Origin of the sequence: Microcoleus sp. Pol12B3, from assembly GCF_036701355.1 — a bacterium.
Classification (GTDB): Bacteria; Cyanobacteriota; Cyanobacteriia; order Cyanobacteriales; family Microcoleaceae; genus Microcoleus.
Genome location: NZ_JAUBQS010000003.1, coordinates 24,192 through 50,485, shown reverse-complemented (window position 1 = coordinate 50,485; position 26,294 = coordinate 24,192). Strand labels below are relative to the sequence as shown.

Below are 26,294 nucleotides of genomic sequence, written 5' to 3'. Positions count from 1 at the left end.
GCCAATTTAACTTAAGCTAGCACGAGCATTTGCTTTTGTCAATATGTCTTTAGGAGTAGCCATTGGCGATCGGCAAAGCTCCAAAGTTGAGAGAAAATTCCAAAAGTTAATTAATTAAACTCACCTAGAGAGATAAAATGCGATCGGCCACTTCTTTCTCTACTTGAGCCATGAGAGACTTTAGCCTCGCGCTGCAAGATCGAATTGACATAATTATACAAAACTGGATCGAAGCTGTACGCTCCGACGACCAACTCGAGACCGCTAAAGAACTCACCTACAATGGCGTGCGCGACAGCGTTCCAATGGTACTACAAGCGATCGTAACTATGCTTTCCCAATCCCAAGAGAGCGACATTCGCACACTCGTAGAAAAAAGTTTAGAACACGGAACTCTCAGGGCAAAACAAGGCTACGACGCCGAAGAAATTGCGCGGGAATACCGCTTGCTGCGCTGGGTAATTTTCGAGGCTTTAGAGCCAGAATTGGTAAAAGCCTCTGCCGCCGAAGTCAGCAGAGCTTACCGCTTAATTGACACGGCCCTCGACGAAGTAATTGCTAAATGTTTCCAAACTTTTACCCAGGAAAGATTCCAAGAACTAAAGGATTTGCAAAACCAATTGCAACTTACAAATCAAGAACTGACTCGCTTAGTTCGCGCCAATCAAGAGAACTTATCTCACTTAGCTCACGAATTAAAAACTCCCCTCACCTCTATTATCGGCTACTCAGATTTGTTTTTGCGCCAGCAACAAAACTATTCCGAAATTAAAGGTTTTGTTCCCAATATAGGACATATTGATAGAGTCCTCAACAGCGGCAGACTGTTACTGAGATTGATCAACGATACTCTGGAAATTTCGCGGTACGAAGCCGGACAAATAAAGTTACAGCTAACTGCAATCAGCCTGCCAGATGTACTCGCCACTGTTGTCGAAATAATTGAGCCTTTAGCGAAAGCAAAAGGTTTAGAGATAGCTGTAGAGTGCCATCTCTCAGACGAGCGAGTGGTGACAGATTGCTTGCGCTTGCAGCAAATTATCACAAACTTAACCAGCAACGCCATTCGCTACACCACAGCCGGTACTGTTACAATAAAAAGCGAACTTTTGCCAGATAAATATTGGACAGTAACTGTCTCAGATACAGGAATTGGCATTGCTCCCGAAGACTGCGAGCGGATTTTTCAACCCTATTTTCGAGCAGACAACTCCCTAAGCTCTGGCATTCCTGACAGTACCGGCTTAGGGTTAGCAATTGTCGCTCGATTAGTCAAGCTCTTGCAAGGTAAAATCGAATTAGTTTCTCAAGTAGGAGTTGGCTCTTCCTTCACTGTAATTTTTCCCTTAGAATTGGCTGAATTTTAGATGCTTTAGTATTACCAACTAATTTTTATTCCCTCTGCCCTCTGACTTCTGACTTCTTCCCTCTTGCTTCTGACTTCAAATCAGAAACCGAAGAGTTACATAAACAGCCGCAGCCACCAATTGCACCGCCATCACAGGCAGCCCATAACGCAGAAAAGTTTGAAAAGAAATGCGGCGCCCGTGCAGTTCAGAAATTCCCGCCGCCACTATATTAGAAGAAGCTCCTACCAAAGTGCCGTTTCCGCCTAAAGTTGCTCCGTACATCATCGCATAAAACAGCGGCAGCACAGCAGGTGGAAACTGCCCTGCAAAATCGGGAGCCAGCACCTCTGCCGGTGCGAGCCCGATATTAACAACATACTGTTTTAGCAGCGGCACCATCGCCACTACCAGCGGAATATTTGGCACCACACTCGACAACAAACCCACAAAAAATAACAAAACTAAAGAACCCAGAAAAATATTCTTCCCTAAAATTACTGCTAATATTCCAGATATATTGCCGATAACTCCGGTTTTTTCCAAACCGCCAATCAGCACAAAGATAGACATAAAAAATAGGAGCGTGCTCCAATCTAAATCCCGCAAAATATTATTAACAGAATCAATTTTGGAATGGTGAGCTAAAAGCATTGCCAAAGCAGCCCCCAACAAAGCAACCGCTGCAGGTGAAATAGGCACGGGCAGAGACTCTCCTATGACAAAAAATGTCAGCACGAAAGTTATAATTAAGCCGCCCACTGCTAAGACTCGGGGGTGATTAATTTTTGGGCTCGGCAAATGTTCCAAATCCTCTAAGTTTTTGTGCCAAATTTCGCTGAACAGCCAAGGCAACATAACTACTATCACTCCTACGGCAATTGCCCCGCCCAAACTTAACTTTATCAGGTAATCTGCAAAGCTCATGTTAATAGCATCGCCGACAATGAATGTCGCCGGGTCGCCTACTATTGTTAGCAGTCCCGAACTGTTAGCTACAAATACCATTAAAATCAGTAACGGCACAAAATCTACACCGACTTCTTCTGCCATAGGCGGAATTAATGGTGCTAGCAGCATGACTGTCGTAGCATTGGGCAAAACTGCACAAATTGGCGTAGTAATTGCGACAATACCCAGCAAGAGATTTTTACCTTTGCCTTTAGCCAGAAGCACAATTTGAGTTGCCAAATACTCGAATACTTTGGTAGGCTCAAAGGCTCTCACCATTACCATGACTCCGAAAAATAAGCCCAGGGTGGCGTGACTCCGACCGATATATTCGATCGCGTTGTTTAACGTCATCACGTGGGTAAAAACCAGAATTACCGCTCCAAGAAATGCCGCAACTGTGAGGTGTATCCATTCTGTAATTATTAAGAAAATTACACATATAAATGTTGTTGCAGCAATCACAGCTTGCAGGTTTTCCATTTAGTCCCCTGAAAAAAATAAAACTTAAAAATTAAAAACTTTCGGTTCGAGTGAATATACTACTTTCTGGCTCTTCTGTCAATAAATTTAAGTGCTGATTTTGGCAGCCACAAGCTGGGAGCAACTCATCAAGAGCTTTCCGGTACAGGGAAAAAATCACCTCAAAACTACTTCTTTTGGGAGGGTCGCGATCGCCCGAAGTTTGATATGGCGATCGGGCGATCGCTCAACTACAATGAAGCATGGGCAATCTCTGCCAAACTCAACCCCCACGCAGAAATCATGGACTACAGCCAAGTGCTCGCCGACAAAACCGATACTATCGTCCAAAACTGGATTGAAGCAGTTCGTCAGGATCGGAAAATTGAAACCGCTGACGCCTTACCGCACTCAGCAATCGAAAATCACATACCTCACCTGCTGCAGGCGATGACCACAGTGCTTTCCCAATATCAAAACAGCGAAATAAAACTAATAATTGAAGCCAGTTTAGATCACGGATTTCTCAGAGCCGAACAAGGCTACGACGCAGCAGAAGTAGCCCAGGAATACCACTTATTGCGTCAAGTAATATTCTCGCAATTAGAATCCGAATTGCTAGCAGGAAGCACCGCCGACGTATTCAGAGCTTTTCGGCTGATAGATGCCGTACTAGACGAAGCAATTGCCCAGTGTTTCAACAGCTACGTAGCTCAGAGGCTGCAGGAACTTCAACAAATCCAAACTCAGTTACAACTCACCAATCAAGAACTCTCTCGCCTCGTCAGCGTCCATCAAGAAAACGTCTACCATTTGGCTCACGAACTCAAAACTCCTCTCAACTCAATTATTGGTTATTCCGAACTATTCCTGCGAAAAGAAAAATGGCAATCAGAAGTCAAAGATACCCTCCCCGGCATCGAACACATCGAGCGAGTATTGCGTAACGGCAGACACTTGCTTCGCATGATTAATGACACACTAGAACTTTCTCGCGCTGATGCCGGCAAAATTAAACTTAACCTGCAGCGAACTAATGTACAATCAGTAATTAACACCGTAGTAGAAATGATGCAGCCAATTGCTGATGCTAAAGGACTAAAGCTCGCTGTTACCAGCGACTGCGCCCCAAGACAAGTAATCGCCGACGCACAGCGGCTGCAACAAATTCTGATCAACCTGCTGAGCAATGCCATTCGCTATACAGAATCTGGTAGCATCGAATTAAGTTGCCACTCTGCTGGAGAAGGAAAGTGGGCGATCGCAATTACAGATACCGGCATTGGCATCGCCCCGGAAGATACAAAGCGCATCTTTGACCCCTTCTTTCAAGCAGGAGAAGCAGGCAAACAGCTCTTTCCCACCGAAAGCACTGGCCTGGGATTAGCAATAGTATCGCGGCTCGTCACGCTGCTCCAAGGCAAAATCGAGTTAGTATCAGAAATAGGAGTAGGCTCAACTTTTACCGTGATTCTACCCCAAGAAGTTAAAATACTCCAAGAAGTAAGCTAAACATTAAGTTCAAATTTTTACATCCGAAAATCCTATGCCCGCAGCCAACCTTAGCCCTTCCACCACAGCCTTTCCCCTCACCGCCGTAGTCGGGCAAGAAGCAATCAAATTAGCCCTGCTGTTAGCAGCAGTCGATCCCGGATTGGGAGGAGTGGCGATCGCAGGCCGCCGCGGTACAGCAAAATCAGTAATGGCCCGCGCCTTGCACTCATTACTACCACCCATTGAAATTGTTAAAGATTCTTTTTGCAACGCCGAACCTAATGAAATTATTGCCGAACAGGCATCAGGCTTGTTAGCAGAAAATGGCGGGCAAGATGCCCACACCACCGATACTAATTCCTTAACTACTGAAATAATTCCCACACCGTTCATTCAAATTCCTTTGGGTGTCACCGAAGACAGACTCTTAGGTTCAGTCGATGTCGAACAATCAGTAAAATTCGGTCAAACCGTATTTCAACCCGGACTCCTAGCCCAAGCAAATCGAGGCGTACTATATGTAGACGAAATTAACCTCCTCGATGACAACATTTCCAACCAATTGCTAACAGTATTAACCGAAGGGCGCAACCAAATAGAGCGCGAAGGCATCAGCTTTCAACACCCCTGCAAACCTCTATTTATCGCCACCTACAACCCCGAAGAAGGGCCGCTGAGAGAACATTTGCTCGATCGCATCGCGATCGTACTTTCAGCCGACGCAGCACTCGAACTACAAGAAAGAGTCTATGCAGTAGAACAAGCTTTATCCTACTCCAGCTCCCCCCAAGACTTTCTCAATCAATACAGCGAAGACACCGACAACCTCAAAACCCAAATCATCCTAGCCAGAGAATGGCTCAAAGATGTCAGCATTAAACGCGAACAAATTGCCTACCTAGTAGAAGAAGCCATCCGGGGTGGCGTTCAAGGACACCGCGCCGAAATATTCGCAGTCCGCGTCGCCAAAGCCGCCGCCGCCATGGAGGGACGCACAGAAGTTAACGCCGAAGACCTGCGCCGCGCCGTAGAATTAGTCATCGTACCCCGCGCCACCATCATCCAAACTCCCCCAGACGAAAACTCTCCTCCTCCTCCGCCCCCACCGCCTCCCCAAAAGCAGTCAGAACAAGAACAAGACGAACCAGAAAACGAGCAAGAAGACGAAGAAGACCAAGAGGATGAAGACAACCCGGAACCTGAACAAGAACCAGAAAAAGATACCATTCCCGAAGAATTTCTTTTCGACCCCGAAGGCGTAATTCTCGACCCCAGCGTGCTTTTCTTCGCCCAAGCCGCCAGCCGCCAAGGCAAATCCGGCAGCCGCAGCACCATTTTCTCGGAAGATAGAGGCCGTTACGTCAAGCCAGTATTACCCAAAGGCCCCGTCCGCCGCATCGCCGTTGACGCCACCCTCAGAGCCGCCGCACCCTACCAAAAAGCCCGCCGCGACAGGCATTCTAACCCCCCCCAAGCTTCGGGGGTACAAGGGGGAGTTGAGCGCCGTGTATTTGTGGAACAGGGAGACATTCGGGCGAAGCGCTTGGCCAGAAAAGCTGGAGCTTTAGTCGTATTTGTCGTCGATGCTTCGGGTTCGATGGCCCTCAACCGGATGCAGTCGGCCAAAGGTGCAGTCATGCAGCTACTCACAGAAGCTTATCAAAGCCGCGACCAAGTTGCTCTGATTCCCTTTCGCGGAGAACAAGCAGAAGTGCTGCTACCGCCGACTCGCTCGATAGCCTTGGCCCGCAAGCGTTTGGAACGGTTGCCCTGCGGAGGCGGTTCCCCCTTGGCCCACGGTTTGACTCAAGCAGTGCGGGTGGGAGTCAACGCGCGGCAGTCTGGAGATATCGGTCAAGTTGCGATTGTCGCCATTACAGACGGACGCGGTAATATTCCTTTGGCTCGTTCTTTGGGCGAACCGATTGTAGAGGGAAAAAAGCCTGATATTAAGCAGGAATTGTTAGAAATTGCTGCCAAAATTCGCGGGTTGGGAATGCAGTTGCTGGTAATTGATACCGAAAGCAAGTTTATTTCGACTGGCTTTGCGAAGGAATTGGCCAAGACTTCTGGAGGGAAATACTATCACTTGCCCAAAGCTACCGAACAGTCGATCGCAGCTATGACTAAAAATGCTCTGCGCGACGCGATCGGCTAAAATCCTGACACCCGGATTTATCTCCGTTTATCTGCAGTTAAAAACCAAAAAATTAGACTTTTGGCCAAAAGTCTAATTTTTTACTCTTGCTCTCCGGCGACTCACCGCCAGCGAACCGGCAACTAAACCCAACCCTACCACCGTCGAAGGCTCAGGAATTCTTACGGGCAGAGGTACGCGGTTTGCCGTCCCCCGGCTCGGGGTTGAAGAAGTTGTACTTTGGGGGAGTTGACCTGTCTGAGCCAGCAGCAAATTTTCTGAACCCTGGCCTGAAGTAGCCGTATAAACGGCTCGGACATTAGCTGCAAGTGCAGCTTGACCGCTGCAAATAATGGCGGCTGCAGCCAATAAAATCCCCGCTGTAGGGGGCAATAATTTGCGCTCAAAAAAGGTGGGCATTGGACATTACCTATTTAGCAGTTTGTCGATACAACTCGATCTTTTCATTTATTTTCTCGGTATCCTGTGTCTGAGCTACTGTCTGAGCTACCTTAGCAATTAACGGAACCGATTTTAGATTTTAGATTTTAGATTTTATTTATATTTTATATTTTAGATTATTGAAGTTTCTTGTCCCTAGTTTCAACTAAGTCGCGAATCAAAAACCTAAAATCAACTTGGGCTACTGCCTCTAGCATATACTGTATAATCCCCAATCGTAAATCTCCCCTCCCAAATTGATTGACTTCAGCTATCTGTGATTTGCGCGACTTTAAGCTAGCCCTTGGCCCCAGATAGCGCCGATACTTTAAACTAAATTATAGCTTTGCAGCGAGACAGCGAAACAGCACCGACTTGTACGCAGTCTATTATAAACAATCGATCCCTGGTTTGGAGTGATTTCACCCCCGTTCTTTATCAAATCTTTAAACTCTTTCAGGTTTTGCAAACAAAGTGTAAAGCTGTCAAAATGATAGATAGCAATTCTCAGCCAAAATTAGGTAAATCCTCGTGAGTAACACTAGCAATTTCCGCGAAGCCGTGCGCGAGGCCAAAAACCACGCGCTGGTAGGCCCCAACGTCATCTCCAACGCTCTCCCCTTCGTGGGAGGCGGACTTGTCTTAACTGCTGTCGGCACCTACGGCGGGCTCGGAGTGATTCGTAACTATCCCAGCATCTTCTTTCCCACATTCATTGCCGCGATCGTCGTAGAATTAATTCTCTTCTTCATTGCCCGCGGCGCCGCCGAACAAGGCAACAAAAACACCGCTTTGCCCCTGCTGGCAACCTACAGCCTGCTTTCCGGCTACACCCTCAGCGGATTGGTATTTACAGCCCTCAGAACCCAAGGCGTCGGCATCTCCGGCATCGCTTTTGCAGCCCTCGGATGCGGCATTACCTTTATCGCCGCCCGCCAAATTGGCTCCAACCTTTCTGAACAAGATGGCATGGCCCTCACCAAAACTATCAGTTTAGGTGTGATTGCTTTGTTAGTCGTCGTTGGCGGTCAGTTTCTGCTCTCTCTCTTTGGCGTCTACACCCCAACCTGGTTGGAAATTGGCATTTCTGGCATCGGCGTGTTTATATTTGCCGGCGCTGCGATCGTCGATTTTTACATATTACCCCGCAGTTACCGCGACGACCAGTATTTGCCCGCCGCTCTGTCGATGTACTTGACCTACATCAACTTGTTCATTTTCATTCTGCGCCTGCTGATTGCTATCAACAGCCGCGATTAATTGAAACTTTAGCTTAATAAAAAAAACCGCGGCCCGATCGACATCCGGCCGCGGTTTTTTTTATTAAGATTTGGAATCAAGATAGTCGTCCTCGCCTCCTTTGTCCTACATACAAAAAACTTATATCATGTTCACAGGCGGCAAGGATAAGGTATAATTTTACTTTTTAATCACTCTACCAAACCTCTTGCTATCTAATTGTGTCGATCGCGATTTCAATATTAATCACAAATTAATCGGGGAAAACTCATGTACTTAAAATATGAAGATATTAGGAGAGTCAGCGTAGAAATTACCTCCAGGTGCAATGCAGCTTGTCCGCAGTGTCCCCGCACCGGCAACCCGATTTTGCCGGGGGCGGAATTAAAGATGGAGGATATTGAGAGAATTTTCCCACAAGAGTTTTGCTCTCAGTTGGATTTGGTGTATATGTGCGGCAACTACGGCGATGCTATGACTAGCAATACCACAATTCCCGCGATCGAGTATTTGCACCGCATGGGAGTTCCTCATATCTCCCTGTACACCAACGGTAGCGGACGCAATCCCGACTGGTGGCAAACCCTCGCAAAGGCGATGACAGGAGAACACGATCGCGTAATTTTTAGTATCGACGGGTTGGCCGATACTAACAGCATCTACCGCCAAAATACCAACTGGGACAGGATAATGCAGTCGGTTAATGCCTTCATCCAAGCTGGCGGAAAAGCTGTATGGCACTACTTGATATTTGAACACAACCAGCACCAAGTAGAAGCAGCACGCGATTTAGCCCAACAACTAGGATTTGTCGAGTTTGTACCGAAAGCAACCTCTCGTTTTGTGGCAAAAGAGATTTATGACAAAGAGTCCGCAAATCAACAGCCTCAGAAGCCAGAAAACTCTCAGGTAGAGGCTAAGAGCGATCCCCCCAACCAACCAGCAACAAATAATGCGTCAGCCCCTCAAAATCAAACACAGACCGCTGTTGGGTTGCACAAACAAGCTGAGGAATGCTTGAAACAAGGAAAGCTATCAGAGGCGATCGCAGCCAGCCAACAAGCCCTCAAAATTCAACCTAATTTTGCAGCAGCCTGGAAAACTTTAGGCAATGCTGTTCAAGGTTTGGGGAAGATGCAAGCAGCAGCAGATTGTTACGCTAAAGCCCTCAAAATTCAGCCTAATTTTCCAGAAGTTTATGCTAATGTCGGCAGTCTTTACGCTCAACAGCAACAGTGGCAGCCAGCGAGTGCTTATTACCAAAAGGCGATCGAGCTTAAACCCAATTTTGCCGGAGCTTATCGCAATTTAGCTCAAGTGTTGACGCAGTTGGGGCAACCAGAAAAAGCAAATTATGCTTGGTATCAAGCTATAGCTATCGAAACCTCTCAGGCACCAGAACCAAGTCGTTCTATCCCATCAAAGGCAGCCAGCGAAGAACTCCAACCCCCATCGTTGGAACAATATAAAAATCCCCAGGGAGACCAATTTATCCAAGCTGTAGAAAAATTTGGCAGCCTAAACAATTACTACCGAAATGTAGAAATTAGCTGCCAAACTCAAGCCAGCAAAGAGATTTTCATCAGTTTTGAAGCGGAACTCTGGCCTTGCTGTTGGGTAAGCCATACTAAATACGCTGTTTATAACCACACTTACAGACCGCAAATGCTGGCTTTAATTGAAAAGTACGGAAATGGCTTTAATTCTCTCAGAACTCAATCGGTGAAAGAGGCGATCGCCAGAGATTGGTTTCGCGAAGACCTCACCAAAAGTTTTTCCTGTTCTAAAAGGTTGGACGTATGCGCTCACGAATGCGGTAAAACTTTCAATTCAACAGGTTCGCAGTATATATAAGAAGGAAGGCACGACACGGATACATGGATTAATTGCTGAAATGTCGAAATTTCAGCTAAAATCGATATTACCACCCAAAACCAAGAGGACTAATAGTGGAAGTTCTAGACATCAAACACAATATCGAAACATTGTCCGATCGACTGGGTGCAACCCAGGACTATCTTTGACATCCCCGCACTCACAGCCAAAATTCAAGACTTAGAGCAAATCTGCGCCCAACCAGCATTTTGGGATGACCAAGATCGAGCTCAAGAAACCCTCCAAGAACTTAATGACTTCAAATCTCATTTAGAACAATATCGCGGCTGGCAAACGAGCTTGGAAGATGCTAAAGCTATTTTAGAACTGCTGGAGTTAGAGGCCGACGAGTCCCTGTTCCAAGAAGCCTCATCGAGTCTTTCTCAGTTAACCCGCGAACTCGACCAGTGGGAACTGCAACAATTACTATCTGGGCCCTACGACGAAGGCGGCGCTGTTTTGACGATTAACGCCGGGGCCGGCGGCACAGATGCTCAAGACTGGGCCGAAATGCTGCTGCGGATGTACACCCGCTGGGGGGAAAGTCAAGGTTACAAAGTACATTTAATGGAAATTTCCGAGGGAGAGGAAGCAGGTATTAAATCTGCTTCTTTGGAAATAGTCGGCCGCTACGCTTACGGTTATATGCGATCGGAAAAAGGCACTCACCGCTTAGTCAGAATTTCGCCTTTTAACGCTAACGACAAGCGTCAAACCAGTTTTGCAGGCGTCGAAGTAATGCCAATTCTCGATCGATCCGTCAAGTTGGACATTCCAGAAAAAGATTTGGAAATCACGACTTCCCGCGCTGGCGGCAAGGGCGGGCAAAACGTTAACAAGGTAGAAACCGCAGTCCGCATCGTTCACATTCCTACTGGTTTGGCCGTCCGCTGCACTGAAGAACGCAGTCAGTTGCAAAATAAGGAAAAAGCTTTGGCATTACTCAAGGCTAGACTGTTGGTGGTTGCTAAGGAACAGCGGGCTTCGGAAATTGCCGAGATTCGCGGCGACATGGTGGAGGCGGCTTGGGGCAACCAAATTCGCAATTATGTTTTTCACCCATACCAAATGGTCAAGGATTTGCGTACAGGGGTGGAAACAACCGCCATCGCAGATGTGATGAACGGCGAATTAGACCAGTTTATTCAAGCTTACCTGCGGCAGGAAAATCAGTTGATAGCCCAAACCGATGCAACCGCGGGAATCTAATTCGCTCCTTGACATACAAAGTCTGCCTGTGCAGACTAAAGAATTAAGAGCCGTGATGGCAGCGGATTTGGTATAATTTTGGGGTTTTGGTCGATCGCCCGACCTTCAACAGGTCGTGCGGCCAAAAACCTTGATATGATAAAACTTGATCTAACGAACAAAAGGAGAAATAATGACCCAAGTTGTAATAGGCGAAAATGAAGGGATTGAGTCAGCCCTGCGACGGTTTAAGCGACAAGTTTCCAAAGCGGGTATTTTCCCCGACATGAGAAAGCACCGCCACTTTGAAACCCCGTTGGAAAAGCAGAAGCGCAAAGCTATTGCCAGAAGGACTAAGAGACGCTTTCACCGCAACAACAAACCCTAGAATTATTAGCACTAAATTGATTCGGCAGATATAATGCCTTGCGATTCTAGTACCGCAGCGACTCGGAGAATCACCGCTTCGCTGTAGGGAGCACCAATAATTTGTACCCCCAAGGGCAAAGCGCCGGGCCGCTGTACGGGCACGCAAAGAACGGGCAAGCCAATAAATGATAGGGGTTGGGTGAACAGTCCGAGATTGGGACGCACTAAGATTTCTTGTCCGGCTATTACCATTTTCTCGACGCCAATTTCAGGGGCTGCTATCGGGGTGGCGGGTGCGAGGATGATGTCTGTTTGTTGGAATATTTCGCGAATTCGATCGCGGTACCACTGTCTGAATCTCTGCGCTTGCAAGTACCAAGTCGCAGGGATCAGGGTTCCCGCTAAAAAGCGATCGCGCGTGGCAGGATCGAAGTCTTGAGGGCGCGATCGTAAATTGTCTAAATGCAAGTTTCCCCCCTCGCAGGCGGTAATGATAAATGCCGCAGCCCTGGCGCGATCGGATTCCGGTATGCTGACAGTTGCAAGCCCCCCTATTTTTGGGGGGTTTGTTGTTTTTTCTGTAGCTGTACCACAATCCAAGACATTTGTCAAGGCTTTAGCAACTATTTCTACAGCATCCAATGCTTCCGGTTCGGCCCCTGTGGCGAAATACCCGTCAGCAACAGCAATTCGCAATCCTTCGATGCCTTGATTTAACTGCGGCGAACAAAGTTCTGGCGGGCGTTGAGTGCAAACTGGGTCGCGAGAATCAGGGCCTTGCAGGATATCGTACAGCAGCGCGATGTCTCGGATCGATCGCCCAAACGGCCCCACACAATCCAAACTACCCGAAAATAAATAAGCGCCAGCCCTGGACAAACGGCCGTAAGTAGGCTTAAACCCAAAGACACCGCACAAAGCAGCCGGTACGCGGATGGAACCGTTAGTATCAGAACCGAGGGTGACGGGTACAAAACCGGCGGAGACTGCTGCTGCGGAACCGCCGCTGGAACCGCCAGCGATGCGGGTAGTATCGTGGGGATTGCGAGTCGGCCCGTAGTGGCTGTTTTCGGTGACGAAACCGTAGGCGTACTCATCCATGTTGAGAGTACCTACGAGCACAGCCCCGGCTTGTTTTAGTCGGGCGACCACCGCCGCGTCCTGGGTAGCCGGAGGATTGCCAGCGTTGATTTTTGACCCAGCTAGAGTAGTAATTCCGCCGATGTCGAACAGGTTTTTGACTGCGAAGGGAACGCCTGCTAAAGGGCCTGGGTTTTGGTTATTTGCGATCAAATTATCTATATTTTCGGCTGCTGCGAGGGCGCTTGATGCAGTGATTGCAGTAAAGCAATTAACAGCTTTATCCTTAACAGCAATCCGTTCCAAAGCAGCACTTACCGCCTCTGTAGCCGTAACCTTACCACATTTAACCGCCGCTGCCGTAGCAACCGCATCAGCCTTATCTAAAAAACATCTGCGTTCATCTGCGTTCATCTGCCCTCGTCTGCGGTTAAAAATCTAAGGTTCAAACACCGGCGCGACTTCTACTTCTGGGGGTAAAGGGAATTCAGTAACGAGTCGGGCGATCGCAAATATCCTCTCGAAGTTTACCACAGCACCGGCGCGGTGTTCCGGGTCTAAGGGTAAGTTTATCAGTTCAGCGGTGCGATCGACATATTCTTCTATATTTGTCATTAGTCCATCCCAAACAACATCAGCGTTCATCCGCGTACATCTGCCCTCATCTGCGGTTGAAAATCTAAGGTTCAGATATAGGTGCGATCGATTATTGTATTGTAATCGCGATCGGGCTGTCAGTTGTTATTGCTCAGTTTTTTGTATTCCTCAGATTGTCTGATATCATCTAAAGGAGATTTTGGCTCTAGTGGTTCATCAGGACAAAACTTTATAGATGTCTGCGTTTCCCCAGACTTTATGTTTTTATTAACTTCGATTTTAACCTTTCCTTTTTGCCAACCCTTGGAACCAATTTTGATAATTTGACAATCGATTCCTTCTTCATGCGATTTCCAGTTAATCTCGCCTACACTAATTATTGTTTCTGGGTTAATCTTTAGCTCTCTCATCCAATCCCTTATGTATTGTCCATTTGCGGGAATCCCCAGGATCTCACTCAACTTGCTACCCGATAGCTCTTTAAACTTTCGTACCAGAAAAGTTGTTTGACCGAATAACAAAACATCATCATCGCCTACTGCCTCATAGTTTTTATTGGATTCAATTTTATCGTTCATTTTTTTTCAAAATTCGGGTTATTCCTCTTTGATACCATTTCAATATCTCTGAGTCAAGGTGGTAAAGAAACAATTTGCGATCGCACTTTCCCAACTCAAACACTGACAGTTTCCCGCAATTTCTCAACGGCAACATCCAGCGGAGGCAAAGTAAAATCCTCAGCATCCATCAATTCCTTAACCTTCTCAAAAATCTCAACCTCCGCCTCTTCCTGATCCGTCAGCTTATCATAAAAATAAGGGTCAGTAAACCACTGCTCAAACGCTATCATTAACAAGCCATTGGGCGAAAGTTCAAACCGCCAATACTTAGAAACTCTACTGTCAATTACTTCAAACATTGGTGCCGGATTCTCCATCGGATAATAGCTAAAAATATCGTCGCAGATGTAGTACCAAATAGTACCTTGCCATTCTCGGATAGCATAAACAACATATTCTTTGCCTATTGTTAATGCCAACTTAATTTTTTTAGTGTAACCACGTGGCGGATCTATATATTTATCAGGGAGAGATTCACCCGTATTAGCAATACAACGAATTTTCATAACTTGATGACCTACAAATTTTTAGGAGCAATTTTGGGATACTGTCGCTTGAACTTAAACTCCACATCTTGAAGAGTCTGACTGTTCCGAAACCAATGAACTTGTACGGAAGCTCCATTAATTTCAAAAGCCTCAATACTTGTCATTTTATCCCAATCTTCATAATTCCCGCCATAAACAGCAATAAGTCTCGGCGCATCCCCCAACAATCTATCTGTACCGCGACGAATTACTTTGCAATTACCAGCCTTAGCATCTTGCAGTAGCAGTTGCTCCTGCAAATTTATGGGACTCTCATCGGGAATAGCACCTTGATTCACAATTTAACAGCTTCAAATATTGTTTGTCAAATACCATAAAAACTCATTTTAGCAGGTGCAGTTTCCGCCAGCAACTTACCCCGCGAAATCACATACCAAACCGCAGCGCGCCTCCTAATTGCATCATAACAATCCTCAGCGTCCAACACAATCAACAACGACATCGCGCAGAACCCTGCTATACTTTTGCTCAGAAATGACAAATCCACTTGTTTTAACACTTGTAAGCTCTATCTTCCTAGTGGCGATTCAGCCTAGTAATGCCAAAAGAATTCCCCAATCACTTGCGAACCCCCTCCTTTTCCTCCTCTGCGTCCTCTGCGCCCTCTGCGGTTAAAAAATCTTACTCAAAAAACCCACCTATAACCATAATCAACCCCAAGAAAGCGCAACTACAAATCGCCAATATCAGACAATCTCAAACTCCAGATTGTGATTTTTTACCAAATCAAAGGTAAAATGGTCAACCACATTAGTATCGCTCAATTCCAGATTGTAAAAATCAACAAAATCCGCATCAAAATACGGCCCAGCGTGCCAAGTCCCCACATCTAACTTAATAAAACAATTGCCCGGAATCCGAAAAGCAGCCATATCCTCTAAACTCGGTTTATAGCTATCCCCAGGAGGCGCAACCGCCATCAACCAATCCTTCCCCTCCAAAGAACCCAAACACTGAGTACATTTAATGTGTCGTGTAATTTTGCCAAACTTGCGACCTTTATGGTGCAGCCGCATAATGTAAAATCTAGGAATACCATTTTGCAAATTTAACTGAGCATCCTCAGCATCGAAAGACTTGCCCTCAACAGCCGCAAAGATAACTTGACCGTAACTCCGAAAATTCTCCGGTGTCACCCATTGTGCGGATAACTGCTTAGTAGAAATTGCTTCGCTCATAAATCCCAACATCCCTAGCTCGATCCGTCATCAACATTCTAATACAGTAACTCCTCTCTATTCTCTTCTCTGTGCCCTCTGTGTCCTCTGCGGTTAATTAAATAAAAAAATCTAGTTCGCTTTCTCGATCGCCCAAAACACCCTTACAATCAAAATCAGCACACTGCTGCAAAAAACGAGCCGGAATATCAGGCCGAGCACCCCAATGCAAATGCAAATAAGAAGCGTGTACCTGACAAACTCCCCAACCTTCAGCAACCGCCTCAACCTCCCCCCGCTTCCCATACCTCCAACTGTGATAAACTGGATTACTTGGTTCGACAGTTAAATGCGATCGATGAAACTCATGTCCCCAAACCTCATCAAGAGCAGTTAACACCAAACTATCCCTCACCGCCACAGCTTCTCGGTATCCCAGCGTCAAACGCTTTCCCATCGCAGCAGCAGTTTTCAACACACCCACCCCTTCCCAAGAATTGCCATCGAAGTCTACAATAGAATCGCACAAATACATCAAACCGCCGCACTCCGCATAAGTCGGCATTCCCGAAAAAATCGCACTTCTTACCGCATCCCGAATTAAAACATTACCGCTCAATTTTTGAGCAAACACTTCGGGAAAACCGCCGCCAAAATACAACCCCTGCACATTGTCAGGAAAAACCGAGTCATCAAGCGGGCTCCAAAATACTAACTCCGCACCCAACTCTTCCAACAAATCAAGATTGTCCTGATAGTAAAAATTAAAAGCCCGATCGCGCGCAACTGCAATCCTCACTCCAAATTGTTTTCCCAAACTGTTGACAACATCATCTTTTTTAACTACAATTCCCGAAGGGAAATTGTGTCTACCAAAAAGTTGCTCAGGCCCCTCACCTCCCCCATTTCGAGTTGCAGCCAACAAAGGCAAAAGTTGCTCCCAGTCAAAACTAACAGCAGCCAAATCAGCCAGTTTATCGATCGCAGCATGAAGATTCGGCAACTCCTCAGCCGGAATCAGCCCCAAATGTCGATCTGGAATAGTAACAGCCTCATCTCTACGCAAAACGCCCAAAATCGGTAAATTGAGCGGTTTGAGAGCATCTTGAAGCAGTTCCAAATGTCGATCGCTCGCCACCCGATTGAGCACCAAACCAGCGAATTTAAGGTCAGGGTTAAAAGAACGAAAACCGTGGGCGATCGCAGCCACAGAACCAGAGAGCCTGCTGCAATCTATCACAAACAATACCGGCAAATTCAGCAAATAAGCAACATGAGCCGTAGAAGCAAAGGAAATAGAATAGTGTTGTTTTCCTTCTGGCTTCCTTAAATCCGTTAAATCCTTTACATCTCGTACAATCGTTGCCGAAATTTTATCCGTTACATCCGTTACGAAATCCGTTGCCGAACTTTCTTCTTCTTTCTTCCGAGAAACCCCATCAAATAGCCCCATGACCCCTTCAACTAAGGCATAATCGACATCTTGAATATGACGAGAAAAACACTTTTTTACATAAGATTCAGACGTTAATACCGGGTCTAAATTGCGACAGGGGCGACCAGTAACAAAAGCATGAAACATCGGGTCAATGTAATCCGGGCCAACCTTAAAAGATTGAACATTCAAGCCGCGGCGGATTAAATAAGCTAAAAGGGCGATCGTTACAGTAGTCTTTCCCGCACCGCTGCGTTCGCCAGCAATTACTAAAGTCATAGTTATAGTTAGTTAAAATAAATAATATATAAGATTGTCAAAGTTGCTTTCCAATCACGAAATTATCTGCGTTTATCTGTGTTAATCTGGCTTGCATCTGCGGTTTCTGTATCAATAAAAGATTTATGCAATCTTTCCTCATAAAAATAGACACTTGATAAAGTTATGAGTATTGCTCTCGCACCGCTCAAATAATAACTATTTAATGAACCGCGAAGACGCGTTAAGCGAAGCCGCGCGTAAGCGCTAGAGCGCGAAGGAAGAAAAGAGAAGAATAAAAGTAGGGCAGACATTGCCTGCCCCACTGAATATTAACTCAATCCGTCTTGCTTATTTTTTTCTCCTTTCTCGTGATTCCATCCATCCGTTACATCGGTTACATCCGCTACACAATCCGTTGCCGAACCTCTTTTTACCGCTTAGCTAACTTCAGCATTTGAGCCGTCACTGCCAAACTTTCTTCGTAAAGCACATCTCGGCCCCAACTCTGCAAGTGTTGGCCCAGCAACTGTTCCGTCACCTGATCGAACAGAGGACTCACCTGGTTAAACCGATCGGTTTGAGCGCCGCCCTTCGTTTCCATCCGCATACAGCCGCCCACTTCCGAACACAGAACCGTACCGCAGTCAGCCTTCTCGTTCGTAGAATTCAAACGCAGAGCAATCAAATCGCCCGGGACATCGCCCGTATCAGCAGTAGGAATAGCAGCCAACTCCGCTTCTACAACCCGTTCGTCCGGCCCCGCGAATTTAATTCGCTTGATTTGGTAATCGCCCTCTTCTTGTTTGAAAGCAACCGGACGCCACTGAAGCCGGCTCGCCAGCCAACCCAAATACATCAGCGCTTGCGTAGAATTGTCCTGTTCGTAATCGATCGTCACCCGATCGATTTCCCGAATCGCAGCGCGGCGTTCCGGGGCGTCAAAAGCCTCAGCAGCCAACTCCTGCCACGCAGCCAGCCGGCGCCAATTCAGATCCGCGATCGGAATTCCCTCTTCGATGAGACTGTGCATCAACAGCAATTCCGCTTCACACTCGGCAAAGCTGCTAGAGTCAACAATCACAGAACTGCTAATTGCCGCCAGCCGCTGGAACAAACCTCGATCGGCATCAGGATTCGCCTTCCACCACAGCAGCGTCGGCAAATCAGCGATAGTCAACGCCGTCACGATGCCGCTCACCCGTTCCAAAGCAGCTTCCGTACCCCGGAGCGTTATATACTCGCAGCAGATCAGATTGCCCGTGGTGCGCTTGTGAACCGGACAATAAGCAGCCACTTGAGCCTGCACGCCCGTATCTTCTCCCGCCGTCGGGCACAGAGCAATAATCCGGCAGGGATTGGCAGCCACAATCGCATCAGCCACGCCCGATCCCCCGGAACCCAAACCACTCGATCCCATCTCCTCGCCTTTTGAATTTTTGCGAGCCACTTCTTCCCGCAAAGTTGCCAGCAATTCAGCGTTAGGTTTGCCAGTTCTCGGCAGCCCGTAAGCTTTTTGAGCCGCCCTGATGCTAGATGCCGTCATCGGCCCGGTAATACCGTCCACCGGCCCGTCGTAAAATCCCAGATCCGCCAATAACCGCTGAGTTTCTTCGGGTTCGTAGACTACAAAAGTAAAAGTTGTTGCCCTACTAGCGATCGGAACATCCCCTTTCGACCCCGATTCTCTGTAACTTTCCCAAATTTGACTCAATTCGGCCTCTATTTGGTCGATCGACACATCTTTAGGATTTTGCAGCGAAACCAGAGGCGGAGCTTTCATAGGTGTCATCGTCATAAATCTTCTCTCCCTTGTTATCAGTCATTACTCATTGGTTATTAGTCCTGGGTCATTAGTTAGTAGTTATTAGTTATTAGTTAGTAGTTATTAGCTAATCACTAATACTAAGGCTGACCAATAACTAATGACTAATAAATGCTGACTAATCACTCTTAAAGTCTGCGCCACTTGCGGCCGTCTCTGTTAATTAGCAGTTCTGCTTCCGCCGGTTCCCAAGTACCCGCTTCGTATTTAGGAACCAAATCTTGGTCGTTGGACGATTCCCACTCCATCAGGGCCGGCGTTACCACCCGCCAAGCTTCTTCCACTTCATCAGAACGGGTAAACAAAGTTTGGTCGCCCAGCATACAGTCAATTAACAGTCGATCGTAAGCATCCGAAGATGTCACCCCAAAGGAAGAACCGTAACTGAAATCCATATCCACCGTCCGCGTCCGCAAATCCGGCCCCGGCATTTTCGCCTCAAACCTCAGCGAAATCCCCTCGTTCGGATGCACGCGCATAGTCAAAACGTTAGGAGTAGTTTGTTGGGCCGCGGACTGAAAGATTAGCAGCGGAACTTCGCGGAACTGAATCGCAATTTCGCTAACTTTTTTCGGCAACCGTTTGCCGGTTCGCAGGTAAAAAGGCACTCCCTGCCAGCGCCAGTTGTCAATCATAAACTTCATCGCCACAAAAGTCGGCGTTGTCGAGTTGGGAGCAACCCCCGGTTCTTCGTGATATCCCGGCACGGGTTTGCCCTTCATCCAACCTGCGGAATATTGACCCCGAATCGCTGAGAACTCCAAATTATGCAAATCTGCCAAGCGAGTTGCTTGCAGAACTTTCATCTTTTCGGTGCGGATGCTGTCAGCGTCGAGCGAGTTCGGCGGTTCCATCGCCGTCAGACAGAAAATCTGCATCAAGTGGTTTTGCAGCATATCCCGCAACGCCCCAGAGGATTCGTAGTAACCCGCCCGGTCTTCTACGCCTACTGTTTCTGCAACTGTAATTTGTACGTGATCGACAAATTGTCGATTCCACAGCGGTTCAAAAATCGCGTTCGCAAACCGGAACACCATTAAATTCTGAACAGTTTCTTTACCCAAATAGTGGTCAATCCGGTAAACTTGCTGTTCTTGGCAAACCTTCTGCACGACTCGGTTAAGAGCTTTTGCTGAACTCAAGTCGCGGCCGAAGGGTTTTTCAATTACCAAGCGGTGTTTTGCTGGATCGACCAGCATTTGAGCCTCGCCCAGTTGCCTAATTGCTTCTGGGAAAAAGTTCGGGGAAACCGAGAGATAAAATATGTGATTGCCGCGAGTTCTCCTTTCTTCGTCAAGTTCCGCTAAGAAATCTTTGAGTTTTTGATAGCTTTCGGGGTTATCAATGTCGCCCGGACAGTAGTACAAACCTTTAGCGAAATCTTGCCAAAATTCTTCATTGCCAATGCCGCCGCCAAATTCTTCAATGCCTTCGCGCATTTGCTCACGGAAGTAATCGTGACTCCAAGGACGGCGGGCTACTCCCACGACGGTAGTTTCCGGTGGCAAGCGTCGATCGCGCTTCATCTGATAAATGGCAGGTACCAGTTTGCGCTGGGTGAGATCCCCAGAAGCTCCGAAGATTACCAGAATTTGTGGTTCTGGCACCCGTTCTTTTCGCAAACCGACCCGCAGTGGATTTTCAAGTAGCGTTACCATTATTTATTTTCCTTGTTCTAGTGGTGTTAACCCTGCCAAGACACCATGATAGTTTGCGGTCATTTCTGCTAGTTGCTGGGTGAGAGAGTTAATCGATTCTTAATACTGCTAGAGGAGGCAGATGATTTTGCTCTCTAGGAACTCTGACACCCATTTATCTCAAAATTCCTAGAGAGGATTTAAAACTCAGCCTTTAAGAACCCAAATAATTATCTACTCCCATTCCTAAATGCTTCTGCCTTTCAGGATACAGATATCTGCCTAAGCGACGGGTGACAACTTCTGGACTTTCTCTTGCAAGGAATCCATCAGCGATTGGAACGGATTGACGAATTTCTCAATCCCGTCGATGAGCAAGTCTTCCATCACTTTGTCCAAGTTGATGTCGATGTCCGGATCTTTGAGACTTTCGATCAGGGTGTAAGCTTCTGCAACATTGTTTTCAATCCGGGGTGCGACATCGCAGTGATCGAAACAAGCTTCAACGGTGTTCGGTGGCAAAGTGTTAACGGTGTCGGGGCCGATTAATTCATCGACGTACATCACATCGCTATAGTTGGGGTTTTTGGTGCTGGTGGAAGCCCACAATAAGCGCTGCACTTTCGCTCCTTTAGCCGCTAATGCTTGCCAGCGATCGCTCGCTACGATCTCTTTATACTTCTGGTAAGCTATCTTCGCATTGGCGATCGCAATTTTCCCCTTCACTGCTTCCAGTTTAGCTTTTGTGGAAATATCTGTGACATTTTTGAGTTTCTCGTCAATCTTGCCATCGATATTGATGTCGATCCGGCTCAAGAAGAAACTGGCAACAGAAGCAATATTGCTCACATCCCAACCTTTAGCCACCCGCGCTTCCAAACCGCGAATGTAAGCCCAGAAGGTTTCGACGTAGCTGTCAACTGAGAACAGCAAAGTCACGTTAACGTTAATGCCTTCGCTGATGACTCGCTCGACTGCGGGCAAACCTTCAGCGGTTCCCGGAATCTTAATCATCACGTTTTCTTTGCCGAGGGCTTGGTAATAGCGCATGGCTTCGCTAATCGTGCTTTCTGTATCGTTGGCGATCGTCGGTGGCACTTCAATGCTAATGTACCCGTCCAAACCCTTCGACTCTGCGTAAACTGGGGCGAAGATGTCGCAAGCGTTGCGGATATCTTCAAATACCAGAGATTCGTAAATCTCCATTACAGATTTACCCGCCCGGATGCCGGCTTCGATATCTGCGTCGTAAATCACATTACCCGCGATCGCTTTCTCAAAAATAGCCGGATTAGATGTAATCCCGCGCAGTCCCCTACTTTCAATCATCTTTTTGAGTTCGCCGGACTCGATCAGATCGCGAGTCAAATTGTCCATCCAGATACTTTGGCCAATTTCTTTAATTTCTAACAGGTGATTCGTTGACGTTGCTGTCATTACTGTAACTCCTACAAGTTGATAGCTGTTAATTTGGACTTGGAAATTGGAAATGGAAAATTGAAAATTGGTAATTGAAAATTGGCAATGGGGAATTGGTAATTGGGAGTCGAAAGTTATAAGTTAAAACCCTCTTCCTTCTTCCGTCTTCCTGACATCCGTTACATCCCGTACATTGCTCGTTGCCGAACTTCCCTATGCCTTCACTCTTGAGCTGTTCTAGGATTGCGTGATCGATCTTGAATAAAAGACTCGACCATCGCTACATTTTCTTTACTGCCGATAATCAAGGGCGATCGCTCGTGCAGTTTGGTCGGCACAACGTCTAAGATGTCTTGAACTCCCGTACTGGCGCGCCCGCCGGCTTGCTCCATCAAAAACGCCAAAGGAGCCGATTCGTAGAGCAAACGCAATTTACCTTCCGGTTTTTTCACCGTTCCGGGGTACAAAAACACGCCTCCCTGGAACAAAATCCGGTGGAAATCTCCCACCAAAGCCCCGCCGTACCGGGCGGTGTAGCCTTCGCTGCGGTGTACGTAGCGAATGTAGTCTCTCAAAGATTCCTCCCACTGCCAGAAGTTGCCTTCATTAACGCTGTAAATCGGGCCGCGATCGGGAACCTTAATGTTTTCGTTAGCTAGAATAAACTCGCCCAAACTGGGGTCGAGGGTAAAGGAATGAACACCCTGACCGATCGAATAAACCAGCATGGTACTGGGGCCGTAGAGCACATAACCAGCGGCAATTTGTTTGTGTCCGTGTTGCAGCAAGTCGGAAGCCGAACCGTCTTCATCGTCCCCCTCTTGCTTGCGGATGCTGAATATAGAGCCTACATTGAGATTGGTGTCAAGATTGGAAGAACCGTCTATGGGGTCGTAGAGCAGACTGTAACGCCCGATCGGACAATTTTCGGGAATGTAGTAGGGTTTCTCCATTTCCTCGGAAGCTAAGCGGCATACCAGTCCGCTTTGCTGGAATACCGAGATAAACACTTCGTTGGCATAGACATCCATCTTTTTGACGGATTCTCCCTGCACGTTCACAGCCCCTGTAAACCCCAAGGCATCTGCCATTAACCCAGCTCTGCTGAGCCGCCGCGCGATCAGCTTGGCAGCTAGTCCGATGCGATTCATCAGAGCGCTGAGATCCTGAGCATCTGCTGAAAAGCTGTGGAGTTGCTGGAGTACGTGACGGGATAGAGTCGTGCAATCGCGGTCTAAGGCTTGCACCTGATCGATCGGGCCCAGGCGGGTTTCCCCTGTCGGCGCTTGTACCATGATATTGATAACCTCCCTGTCTTGCGGCTCTGAGTTTGGGATTTTCAGGTGCTTGACACTTGCCCCTGAATCGGCTATTAGACCGATCGTCCCCTAACTTCTATCTTAGGGAGGGTTTTGCCAAAGGGCGTCGAACTTTAGGTGAATTTTAGATCCCCACCGAAAATTGAGGAGTGCGATCGACTGTTGAGCCGGGAATTGTATCCAAAATCACTAAATTTTTTAATTAACCGCTCTTGACCTAGAGGAAGAGCAGAAAGAAGAAGGAAGAAGGAAGATTGTTGCTTGATTAATTATTAAAAAGATTTCTAAAGATGTAGTACGAGGAATTGATTTTACAGGGGCAAAGAATCTCGATATTTATAAAAATACGACTGCCAAACGGGAAGCCGATCGCGCTTGTTAAATACGTAGCTAAAAAGATTAGTTGAGAGTAGCGATCGCCTTTTTGATTGGTTATGCTTGACTCAGGGCGATCGTTTCTGCCAGTTTACTGCTCAACAAAAATAAAGATGTTTGTGGTTAAATACCGTATAAAGGCAAGAAATATCTCGCCCTGACTGAGGTAGTGTCGTTAAGCTCCTGTATCTCCTAAGCGTGAAGGTTCCATTGATGAGTAGTTCCCCAAGAAAGAAAAAAACGATCCTGTTTTTAGCCGCCAACCCGAAAAACTCAACTCCCTTGCGCTTAGGTGAAGAGGCGAAGGAAATTGCAGAGGGGTTGCAACGCTCTAAAAAGCGCGACAAGTTTCAACTGGATCAACAGTGGGCAGTAACGCCAAGAGAAATGCAGCGAGCCGTATTAGATTATAAACCAGAGATTGTGCATTTCTCAGGGCATGGTGCAGGAGAAAGCGGTTTAGCCCTAGAGGATGACATGGGGCAGATTAAGCTGGTAAATGCCAAAGCTTTGGCAGCTTTGTTTGAGGCGTTTAAGGAGTACGTGGAGTGCGTAATACTCAACGCTTGCTATTCAGAAGTGCAAGCTGAGGCGATCGCACGTCACATTCCCTACGTGATCGGCATGAACCAAGCGGTGGGAGATAAGGCCGCACGAGAATTTGCTGTAGGTTTTTACGATACCTTGGCGGCGGGGGAGTCGATCGAATTTGCCTATAAGTTGGGTTGCGTTAGCATCAGCATGGCAGGGATTGCAGAAGAACTTACTCCGGTATTAAAGAAGAAGTCGGATTTTTCGGAAGAATTAGATCGATCGCAGGATGCTTCTGTTAGCGATATCGTTGAGAAGCCGTCGCCTGTGGGGGAAAATGCGCGATCGATCGCCGCACCTCCCCTTTCTCTTCTCAATTTAGATAACCCCGAAGGTTCTGTTAGTTTAGATTCACCCCTATATATCGATCGGCCTCCCATTGAATCGGACTCCTACCAAACTATTGTTAAGCCCGGAGCTTTAATCCGAATCAAAGCGCCCCGGCAAATGGGAAAAACTTCCTTAGTGCAGCGAATTTTATACCACGCCAAGGAACAGGGATATCAAACGGCTTATTTAAACTTTCAATGGGCTGATGGCTGTTTTCTCACTAATCTTGATGAGTTGTTGCAGTGGTTTTGTGGTGATATTACCAATGAATTAAATTTAGAAGACAGGTTAGGAGAATATTGGAAAGGCGTTCTCGGCAGTAAAAATAAAAGCACCAAGTATTTCCAACGCTATCTACTATCTGACAGCGATCGGCCTCTTGTTTTAGGGTTAGATGAAGTCGATCGGATTTTTCCGCATTCCGAAATAGCCACCGACTTCTTTGGATTATTGCGAGCTTGGCACGAGCGGGGAAAAAATGAGGAAGTTTGGAAAAAGCTGAGGTTAGTCATTTCTCACTCTCAAGAAGTTTATATTCCTCTCAATATTAATCAGTCGCCATTTAACGTGGGATTGCCCATAGAGTTACCTGAACTCACTCAGATACAGGTAACAGATTTAGTGAATCGACACCGATTAAATTGGTCAAATCAAGAGATTTGTGAGCTGATGGAAATGGTGGGCGGTCATCCTTATTTAGTTCGAGTTGCTCTCTACCAAGTTGCCAGGGGGAGAATTACCTTAGATAGCTTGCTAAAAGTCGCTCCTACTGAAGAAGGCCCTTACTACGATCATTTACGACGGCATTTAGTTAACTTGGAAAAAGATGCAGAACTAGCAGCAACAATTAGAGAAGTCATTAACAGCGAACAACCTGTAGAGATTCACACCGGAGAGGCTTTTAAATTGCGAAGCATGGGGTTGATCAAATTTAAGGGAAATGCTGTAATGCCATTGTGTGATTTATATCGTCAATATTTTAGCCATCGCCTAGCCTCTCCCCGAGCTAATATGACTGCTGTGCAACCACCTAATAACCCATCAAGCTTGCACGTAGAGAGTAATTTAGCAGCTATTATTTTCTCGGATGTAGTTAATTCCACCGCTTTATCAGTTGCCAACCAAAAGCTGACACTAGAATTAGTGAATCGAGATTTCAACATCATCCGAGGCATCTGCGCTAAACATCAAGGCAAAGTGCTTAAAGAAATGGGCGATGGTTTATTAATTTGCTTTCCCGAAAGTGCTGTAAAAGCAGTTGCCTGTGCGCTAGAAATACAACGAAGTCTCGCCCAAGCTGCTACAACCTTACCTGCGAGTCATGTCCTCCAACATCGCATTGGTATTCACTTGGGGGAAATATTCTCTTTTAATAATGATATCAGAGGGGCTGGTGTAAATTTAGCGGCTCGTTTAGAAGGGAAAGCCGATTCAGGTGGAATCTGTATTTCTGAGACAGTTTATCAAGTCGTTAAAACCCATTTATCTTTAAATGTGATTGACTTAGGAATGCAACCGTTAAAGGGAATTTCTGAACCTGTACGGCTGTACAAATTAATTTTTTGATACTCTGATTTTCACCTATAAATTAACAATGACCT

Annotated in this window: 22 protein-coding genes; 8 read left to right on the top strand and 14 right to left on the bottom strand. The window is 46.7% G+C overall.

Annotated features, from left to right (window positions below; all coding sequences use genetic code 11):
- The first annotated feature begins 170 nt into the window (after window positions 1-170).
- Window positions 171-1,367, top strand: coding sequence for a sensor histidine kinase (locus QUA53_RS02215; RefSeq protein ID WP_333094960.1), 1,197 nt, complete (start codon window positions 171-173; stop codon window positions 1,365-1,367).
- A 75-nt stretch (window positions 1,368-1,442) separates the two neighbouring features.
- Here the strand turns inward: QUA53_RS02215 and QUA53_RS02210 are convergent, their stop codons facing one another.
- The gene (locus tag QUA53_RS02210) at window positions 1,443-2,780 is read right to left on the bottom strand and encodes an ArsB/NhaD family transporter (RefSeq protein WP_333094963.1); all 1,338 of its coding nucleotides are present in this window, start codon (window positions 2,778-2,780) and stop codon (window positions 1,443-1,445) included.
- 207 nt (window positions 2,781-2,987) lie between these two features.
- Between QUA53_RS02210 and QUA53_RS02205 the strand changes: the two genes are divergently transcribed.
- Window positions 2,988-4,271, top strand: a complete 1,284-nt coding sequence (locus QUA53_RS02205; protein ID WP_333094964.1) for a HAMP domain-containing sensor histidine kinase — start codon at window positions 2,988-2,990, stop codon at window positions 4,269-4,271.
- Window positions 4,272-4,305: 34 nt separating this feature from the next.
- Window positions 4,306-6,411, top strand: coding sequence for a magnesium chelatase ATPase subunit D (gene bchD, locus QUA53_RS02200; RefSeq protein ID WP_333094965.1), 2,106 nt, complete (start codon window positions 4,306-4,308; stop codon window positions 6,409-6,411).
- A 72-nt stretch (window positions 6,412-6,483) separates the two neighbouring features.
- Here the strand turns inward: bchD and QUA53_RS02195 are convergent, their stop codons facing one another.
- On the bottom strand, window positions 6,484-6,810 hold the full coding sequence (locus QUA53_RS02195) for a PEP-CTERM sorting domain-containing protein (RefSeq protein WP_333094967.1): 327 nt from the start codon (window positions 6,808-6,810) through the stop codon (window positions 6,484-6,486).
- Window positions 6,811-7,362: 552 nt separating this feature from the next.
- Here QUA53_RS02195 and QUA53_RS02190 point away from each other — a divergent pair.
- From QUA53_RS02190 to rpsU, 4 genes are all read left to right on the top strand, one after another.
- The gene (locus QUA53_RS02190) at window positions 7,363-8,091 is read left to right on the top strand and encodes a Bax inhibitor-1 family protein (RefSeq protein ID WP_333074202.1); all 729 of its coding nucleotides are present in this window, start codon (window positions 7,363-7,365) and stop codon (window positions 8,089-8,091) included.
- 249 nt (window positions 8,092-8,340) lie between these two features.
- The gene (locus QUA53_RS02185; RefSeq protein ID WP_333094968.1) at window positions 8,341-9,924 is read left to right on the top strand and encodes a tetratricopeptide repeat protein; all 1,584 of its coding nucleotides are present in this window, start codon (window positions 8,341-8,343) and stop codon (window positions 9,922-9,924) included.
- Between the two features lie 95 nt (window positions 9,925-10,019).
- Window positions 10,020-11,154, top strand: a protein-coding gene (gene prfB / locus QUA53_RS02180) for a peptide chain release factor 2 (RefSeq protein WP_333094970.1) whose coding sequence is annotated in 2 segments (ribosomal slippage) — window positions 10,020-10,091 and window positions 10,093-11,154 — 1,134 coding nt in all. Because the reading frame shifts where the segments join, the coding sequence is not laid out codon by codon here.
- 172 nt (window positions 11,155-11,326) lie between these two features.
- Window positions 11,327-11,521: a 30S ribosomal protein S21 gene (gene rpsU / locus QUA53_RS02175; protein WP_006632476.1), complete on the top strand. Its 195-nt coding sequence runs from the start codon at window positions 11,327-11,329 to the stop codon at window positions 11,519-11,521.
- 11 nt (window positions 11,522-11,532) lie between these two features.
- Here rpsU and QUA53_RS02170 read toward each other — a convergent pair whose 3' ends face one another.
- The 12 genes from QUA53_RS02170 to fbp all read right to left on the bottom strand — a co-directional run bounded on the left by QUA53_RS02170 (window position 11,533) and on the right by fbp (window position 23,373).
- Window positions 11,533-12,996 carry an AtzE family amidohydrolase gene (locus tag QUA53_RS02170; RefSeq protein WP_333094972.1) on the bottom strand — a complete coding sequence of 488 codons (1,464 nt, stop codon included), beginning with the start codon at window positions 12,994-12,996 and terminating at the stop codon, window positions 11,533-11,535.
- A 24-nt stretch (window positions 12,997-13,020) separates the two neighbouring features.
- A complete protein-coding gene (locus QUA53_RS02165; protein WP_333095024.1) occupies window positions 13,021-13,197 on the bottom strand; it encodes a DUF4089 domain-containing protein in 177 nt (58 codons plus the stop codon).
- A 119-nt stretch (window positions 13,198-13,316) separates the two neighbouring features.
- Window positions 13,317-13,757 (bottom strand): KGK domain-containing protein, encoded by a 441-nt coding sequence (locus QUA53_RS02160; RefSeq protein WP_333094975.1) that lies wholly within the window; start codon window positions 13,755-13,757, stop codon window positions 13,317-13,319.
- A 95-nt stretch (window positions 13,758-13,852) separates the two neighbouring features.
- Window positions 13,853-14,305 (bottom strand): hypothetical protein, encoded by a 453-nt coding sequence (locus tag QUA53_RS02155; RefSeq protein WP_333094978.1) that lies wholly within the window; start codon window positions 14,303-14,305, stop codon window positions 13,853-13,855.
- Window positions 14,306-14,316: 11 nt separating this feature from the next.
- The gene (locus QUA53_RS02150) at window positions 14,317-14,625 is read right to left on the bottom strand and encodes a hypothetical protein (protein WP_333094979.1); all 309 of its coding nucleotides are present in this window, start codon (window positions 14,623-14,625) and stop codon (window positions 14,317-14,319) included.
- 26 nt (window positions 14,626-14,651) lie between these two features.
- Window positions 14,652-14,789: a hypothetical protein gene (locus QUA53_RS02145; RefSeq protein ID WP_333094981.1), complete on the bottom strand. Its 138-nt coding sequence runs from the start codon at window positions 14,787-14,789 to the stop codon at window positions 14,652-14,654.
- A 244-nt stretch (window positions 14,790-15,033) separates the two neighbouring features.
- Window positions 15,034-15,525 carry an ureidoglycolate lyase gene (locus QUA53_RS02140; RefSeq protein WP_333094984.1) on the bottom strand — a complete coding sequence of 164 codons (492 nt, stop codon included), beginning with the start codon at window positions 15,523-15,525 and terminating at the stop codon, window positions 15,034-15,036.
- A gap of 97 nt (window positions 15,526-15,622) precedes the next feature.
- Entirely contained in the window at window positions 15,623-17,218 is a 1,596-nt protein-coding gene (locus tag QUA53_RS02135; RefSeq protein ID WP_333094986.1) for a cobyrinate a,c-diamide synthase, read from the bottom strand.
- Between the two features lie 412 nt (window positions 17,219-17,630).
- Window positions 17,631-18,995 carry a glucose-6-phosphate dehydrogenase assembly protein OpcA gene (opcA, locus tag QUA53_RS02130; protein WP_333094988.1) on the bottom strand — a complete coding sequence of 455 codons (1,365 nt, stop codon included), beginning with the start codon at window positions 18,993-18,995 and terminating at the stop codon, window positions 17,631-17,633.
- 155 nt (window positions 18,996-19,150) lie between these two features.
- Window positions 19,151-20,680 (bottom strand): glucose-6-phosphate dehydrogenase, encoded by a 1,530-nt coding sequence (zwf, locus tag QUA53_RS02125; protein WP_333094991.1) that lies wholly within the window; start codon window positions 20,678-20,680, stop codon window positions 19,151-19,153.
- 261 nt (window positions 20,681-20,941) lie between these two features.
- A complete protein-coding gene (gene tal, locus QUA53_RS02120) occupies window positions 20,942-22,096 on the bottom strand; it encodes a transaldolase (protein ID WP_333094993.1) in 1,155 nt (384 codons plus the stop codon).
- Window positions 22,097-22,299: 203 nt separating this feature from the next.
- Window positions 22,300-23,373 (bottom strand): class 1 fructose-bisphosphatase, encoded by a 1,074-nt coding sequence (gene fbp / locus QUA53_RS02115; protein WP_333094994.1) that lies wholly within the window; start codon window positions 23,371-23,373, stop codon window positions 22,300-22,302.
- 612 nt (window positions 23,374-23,985) lie between these two features.
- Between fbp and QUA53_RS02110 the strand changes: the two genes are divergently transcribed.
- Window positions 23,986-26,259, top strand: coding sequence for an AAA-like domain-containing protein (locus QUA53_RS02110; protein WP_333094995.1), 2,274 nt, complete (start codon window positions 23,986-23,988; stop codon window positions 26,257-26,259).
- Window positions 26,260-26,294 lie beyond the last annotated feature (35 nt).

Coding starts and splice junctions, on each gene's coding strand:
- QUA53_RS02215 (WP_333094960.1), top strand. CDS start 171: ATGAGAGACTTTAGCCTCGCGCTGCAAGATCGAATTGACATAATTATA.
- QUA53_RS02210 (WP_333094963.1), bottom strand. CDS start 2,780: ATGGAAAACCTGCAAGCTGTGATTGCTGCAACAACATTTATATGTGTA.
- QUA53_RS02205 (WP_333094964.1), top strand. CDS start 2,988: ATGGCGATCGGGCGATCGCTCAACTACAATGAAGCATGGGCAATCTCT.
- bchD (WP_333094965.1), top strand. CDS start 4,306: ATGCCCGCAGCCAACCTTAGCCCTTCCACCACAGCCTTTCCCCTCACC.
- QUA53_RS02195 (WP_333094967.1), bottom strand. CDS start 6,810: ATGCCCACCTTTTTTGAGCGCAAATTATTGCCCCCTACAGCGGGGATT.
- QUA53_RS02185 (WP_333094968.1), top strand. CDS start 8,341: ATGTACTTAAAATATGAAGATATTAGGAGAGTCAGCGTAGAAATTACC.
- rpsU (WP_006632476.1), top strand. CDS start 11,327: ATGACCCAAGTTGTAATAGGCGAAAATGAAGGGATTGAGTCAGCCCTG.
- QUA53_RS02170 (WP_333094972.1), bottom strand. CDS start 12,996: ATGAACGCAGATGAACGCAGATGTTTTTTAGATAAGGCTGATGCGGTT.
- QUA53_RS02165 (WP_333095024.1), bottom strand. CDS start 13,197: ATGACAAATATAGAAGAATATGTCGATCGCACCGCTGAACTGATAAAC.
- QUA53_RS02160 (WP_333094975.1), bottom strand. CDS start 13,757: ATGAACGATAAAATTGAATCCAATAAAAACTATGAGGCAGTAGGCGAT.
- QUA53_RS02155 (WP_333094978.1), bottom strand. CDS start 14,305: ATGAAAATTCGTTGTATTGCTAATACGGGTGAATCTCTCCCTGATAAA.
- QUA53_RS02145 (WP_333094981.1), bottom strand. CDS start 14,789: ATGTCGTTGTTGATTGTGTTGGACGCTGAGGATTGTTATGATGCAATT.
- QUA53_RS02140 (WP_333094984.1), bottom strand. CDS start 15,525: ATGAGCGAAGCAATTTCTACTAAGCAGTTATCCGCACAATGGGTGACA.
- QUA53_RS02135 (WP_333094986.1), bottom strand. CDS start 17,218: ATGACTTTAGTAATTGCTGGCGAACGCAGCGGTGCGGGAAAGACTACT.
- opcA (WP_333094988.1), bottom strand. CDS start 18,995: ATGACGATGACACCTATGAAAGCTCCGCCTCTGGTTTCGCTGCAAAAT.
- zwf (WP_333094991.1), bottom strand. CDS start 20,680: ATGGTAACGCTACTTGAAAATCCACTGCGGGTCGGTTTGCGAAAAGAA.
- tal (WP_333094993.1), bottom strand. CDS start 22,096: ATGACAGCAACGTCAACGAATCACCTGTTAGAAATTAAAGAAATTGGC.
- fbp (WP_333094994.1), bottom strand. CDS start 23,373: ATGGTACAAGCGCCGACAGGGGAAACCCGCCTGGGCCCGATCGATCAG.
- QUA53_RS02110 (WP_333094995.1), top strand. CDS start 23,986: ATGAGTAGTTCCCCAAGAAAGAAAAAAACGATCCTGTTTTTAGCCGCC.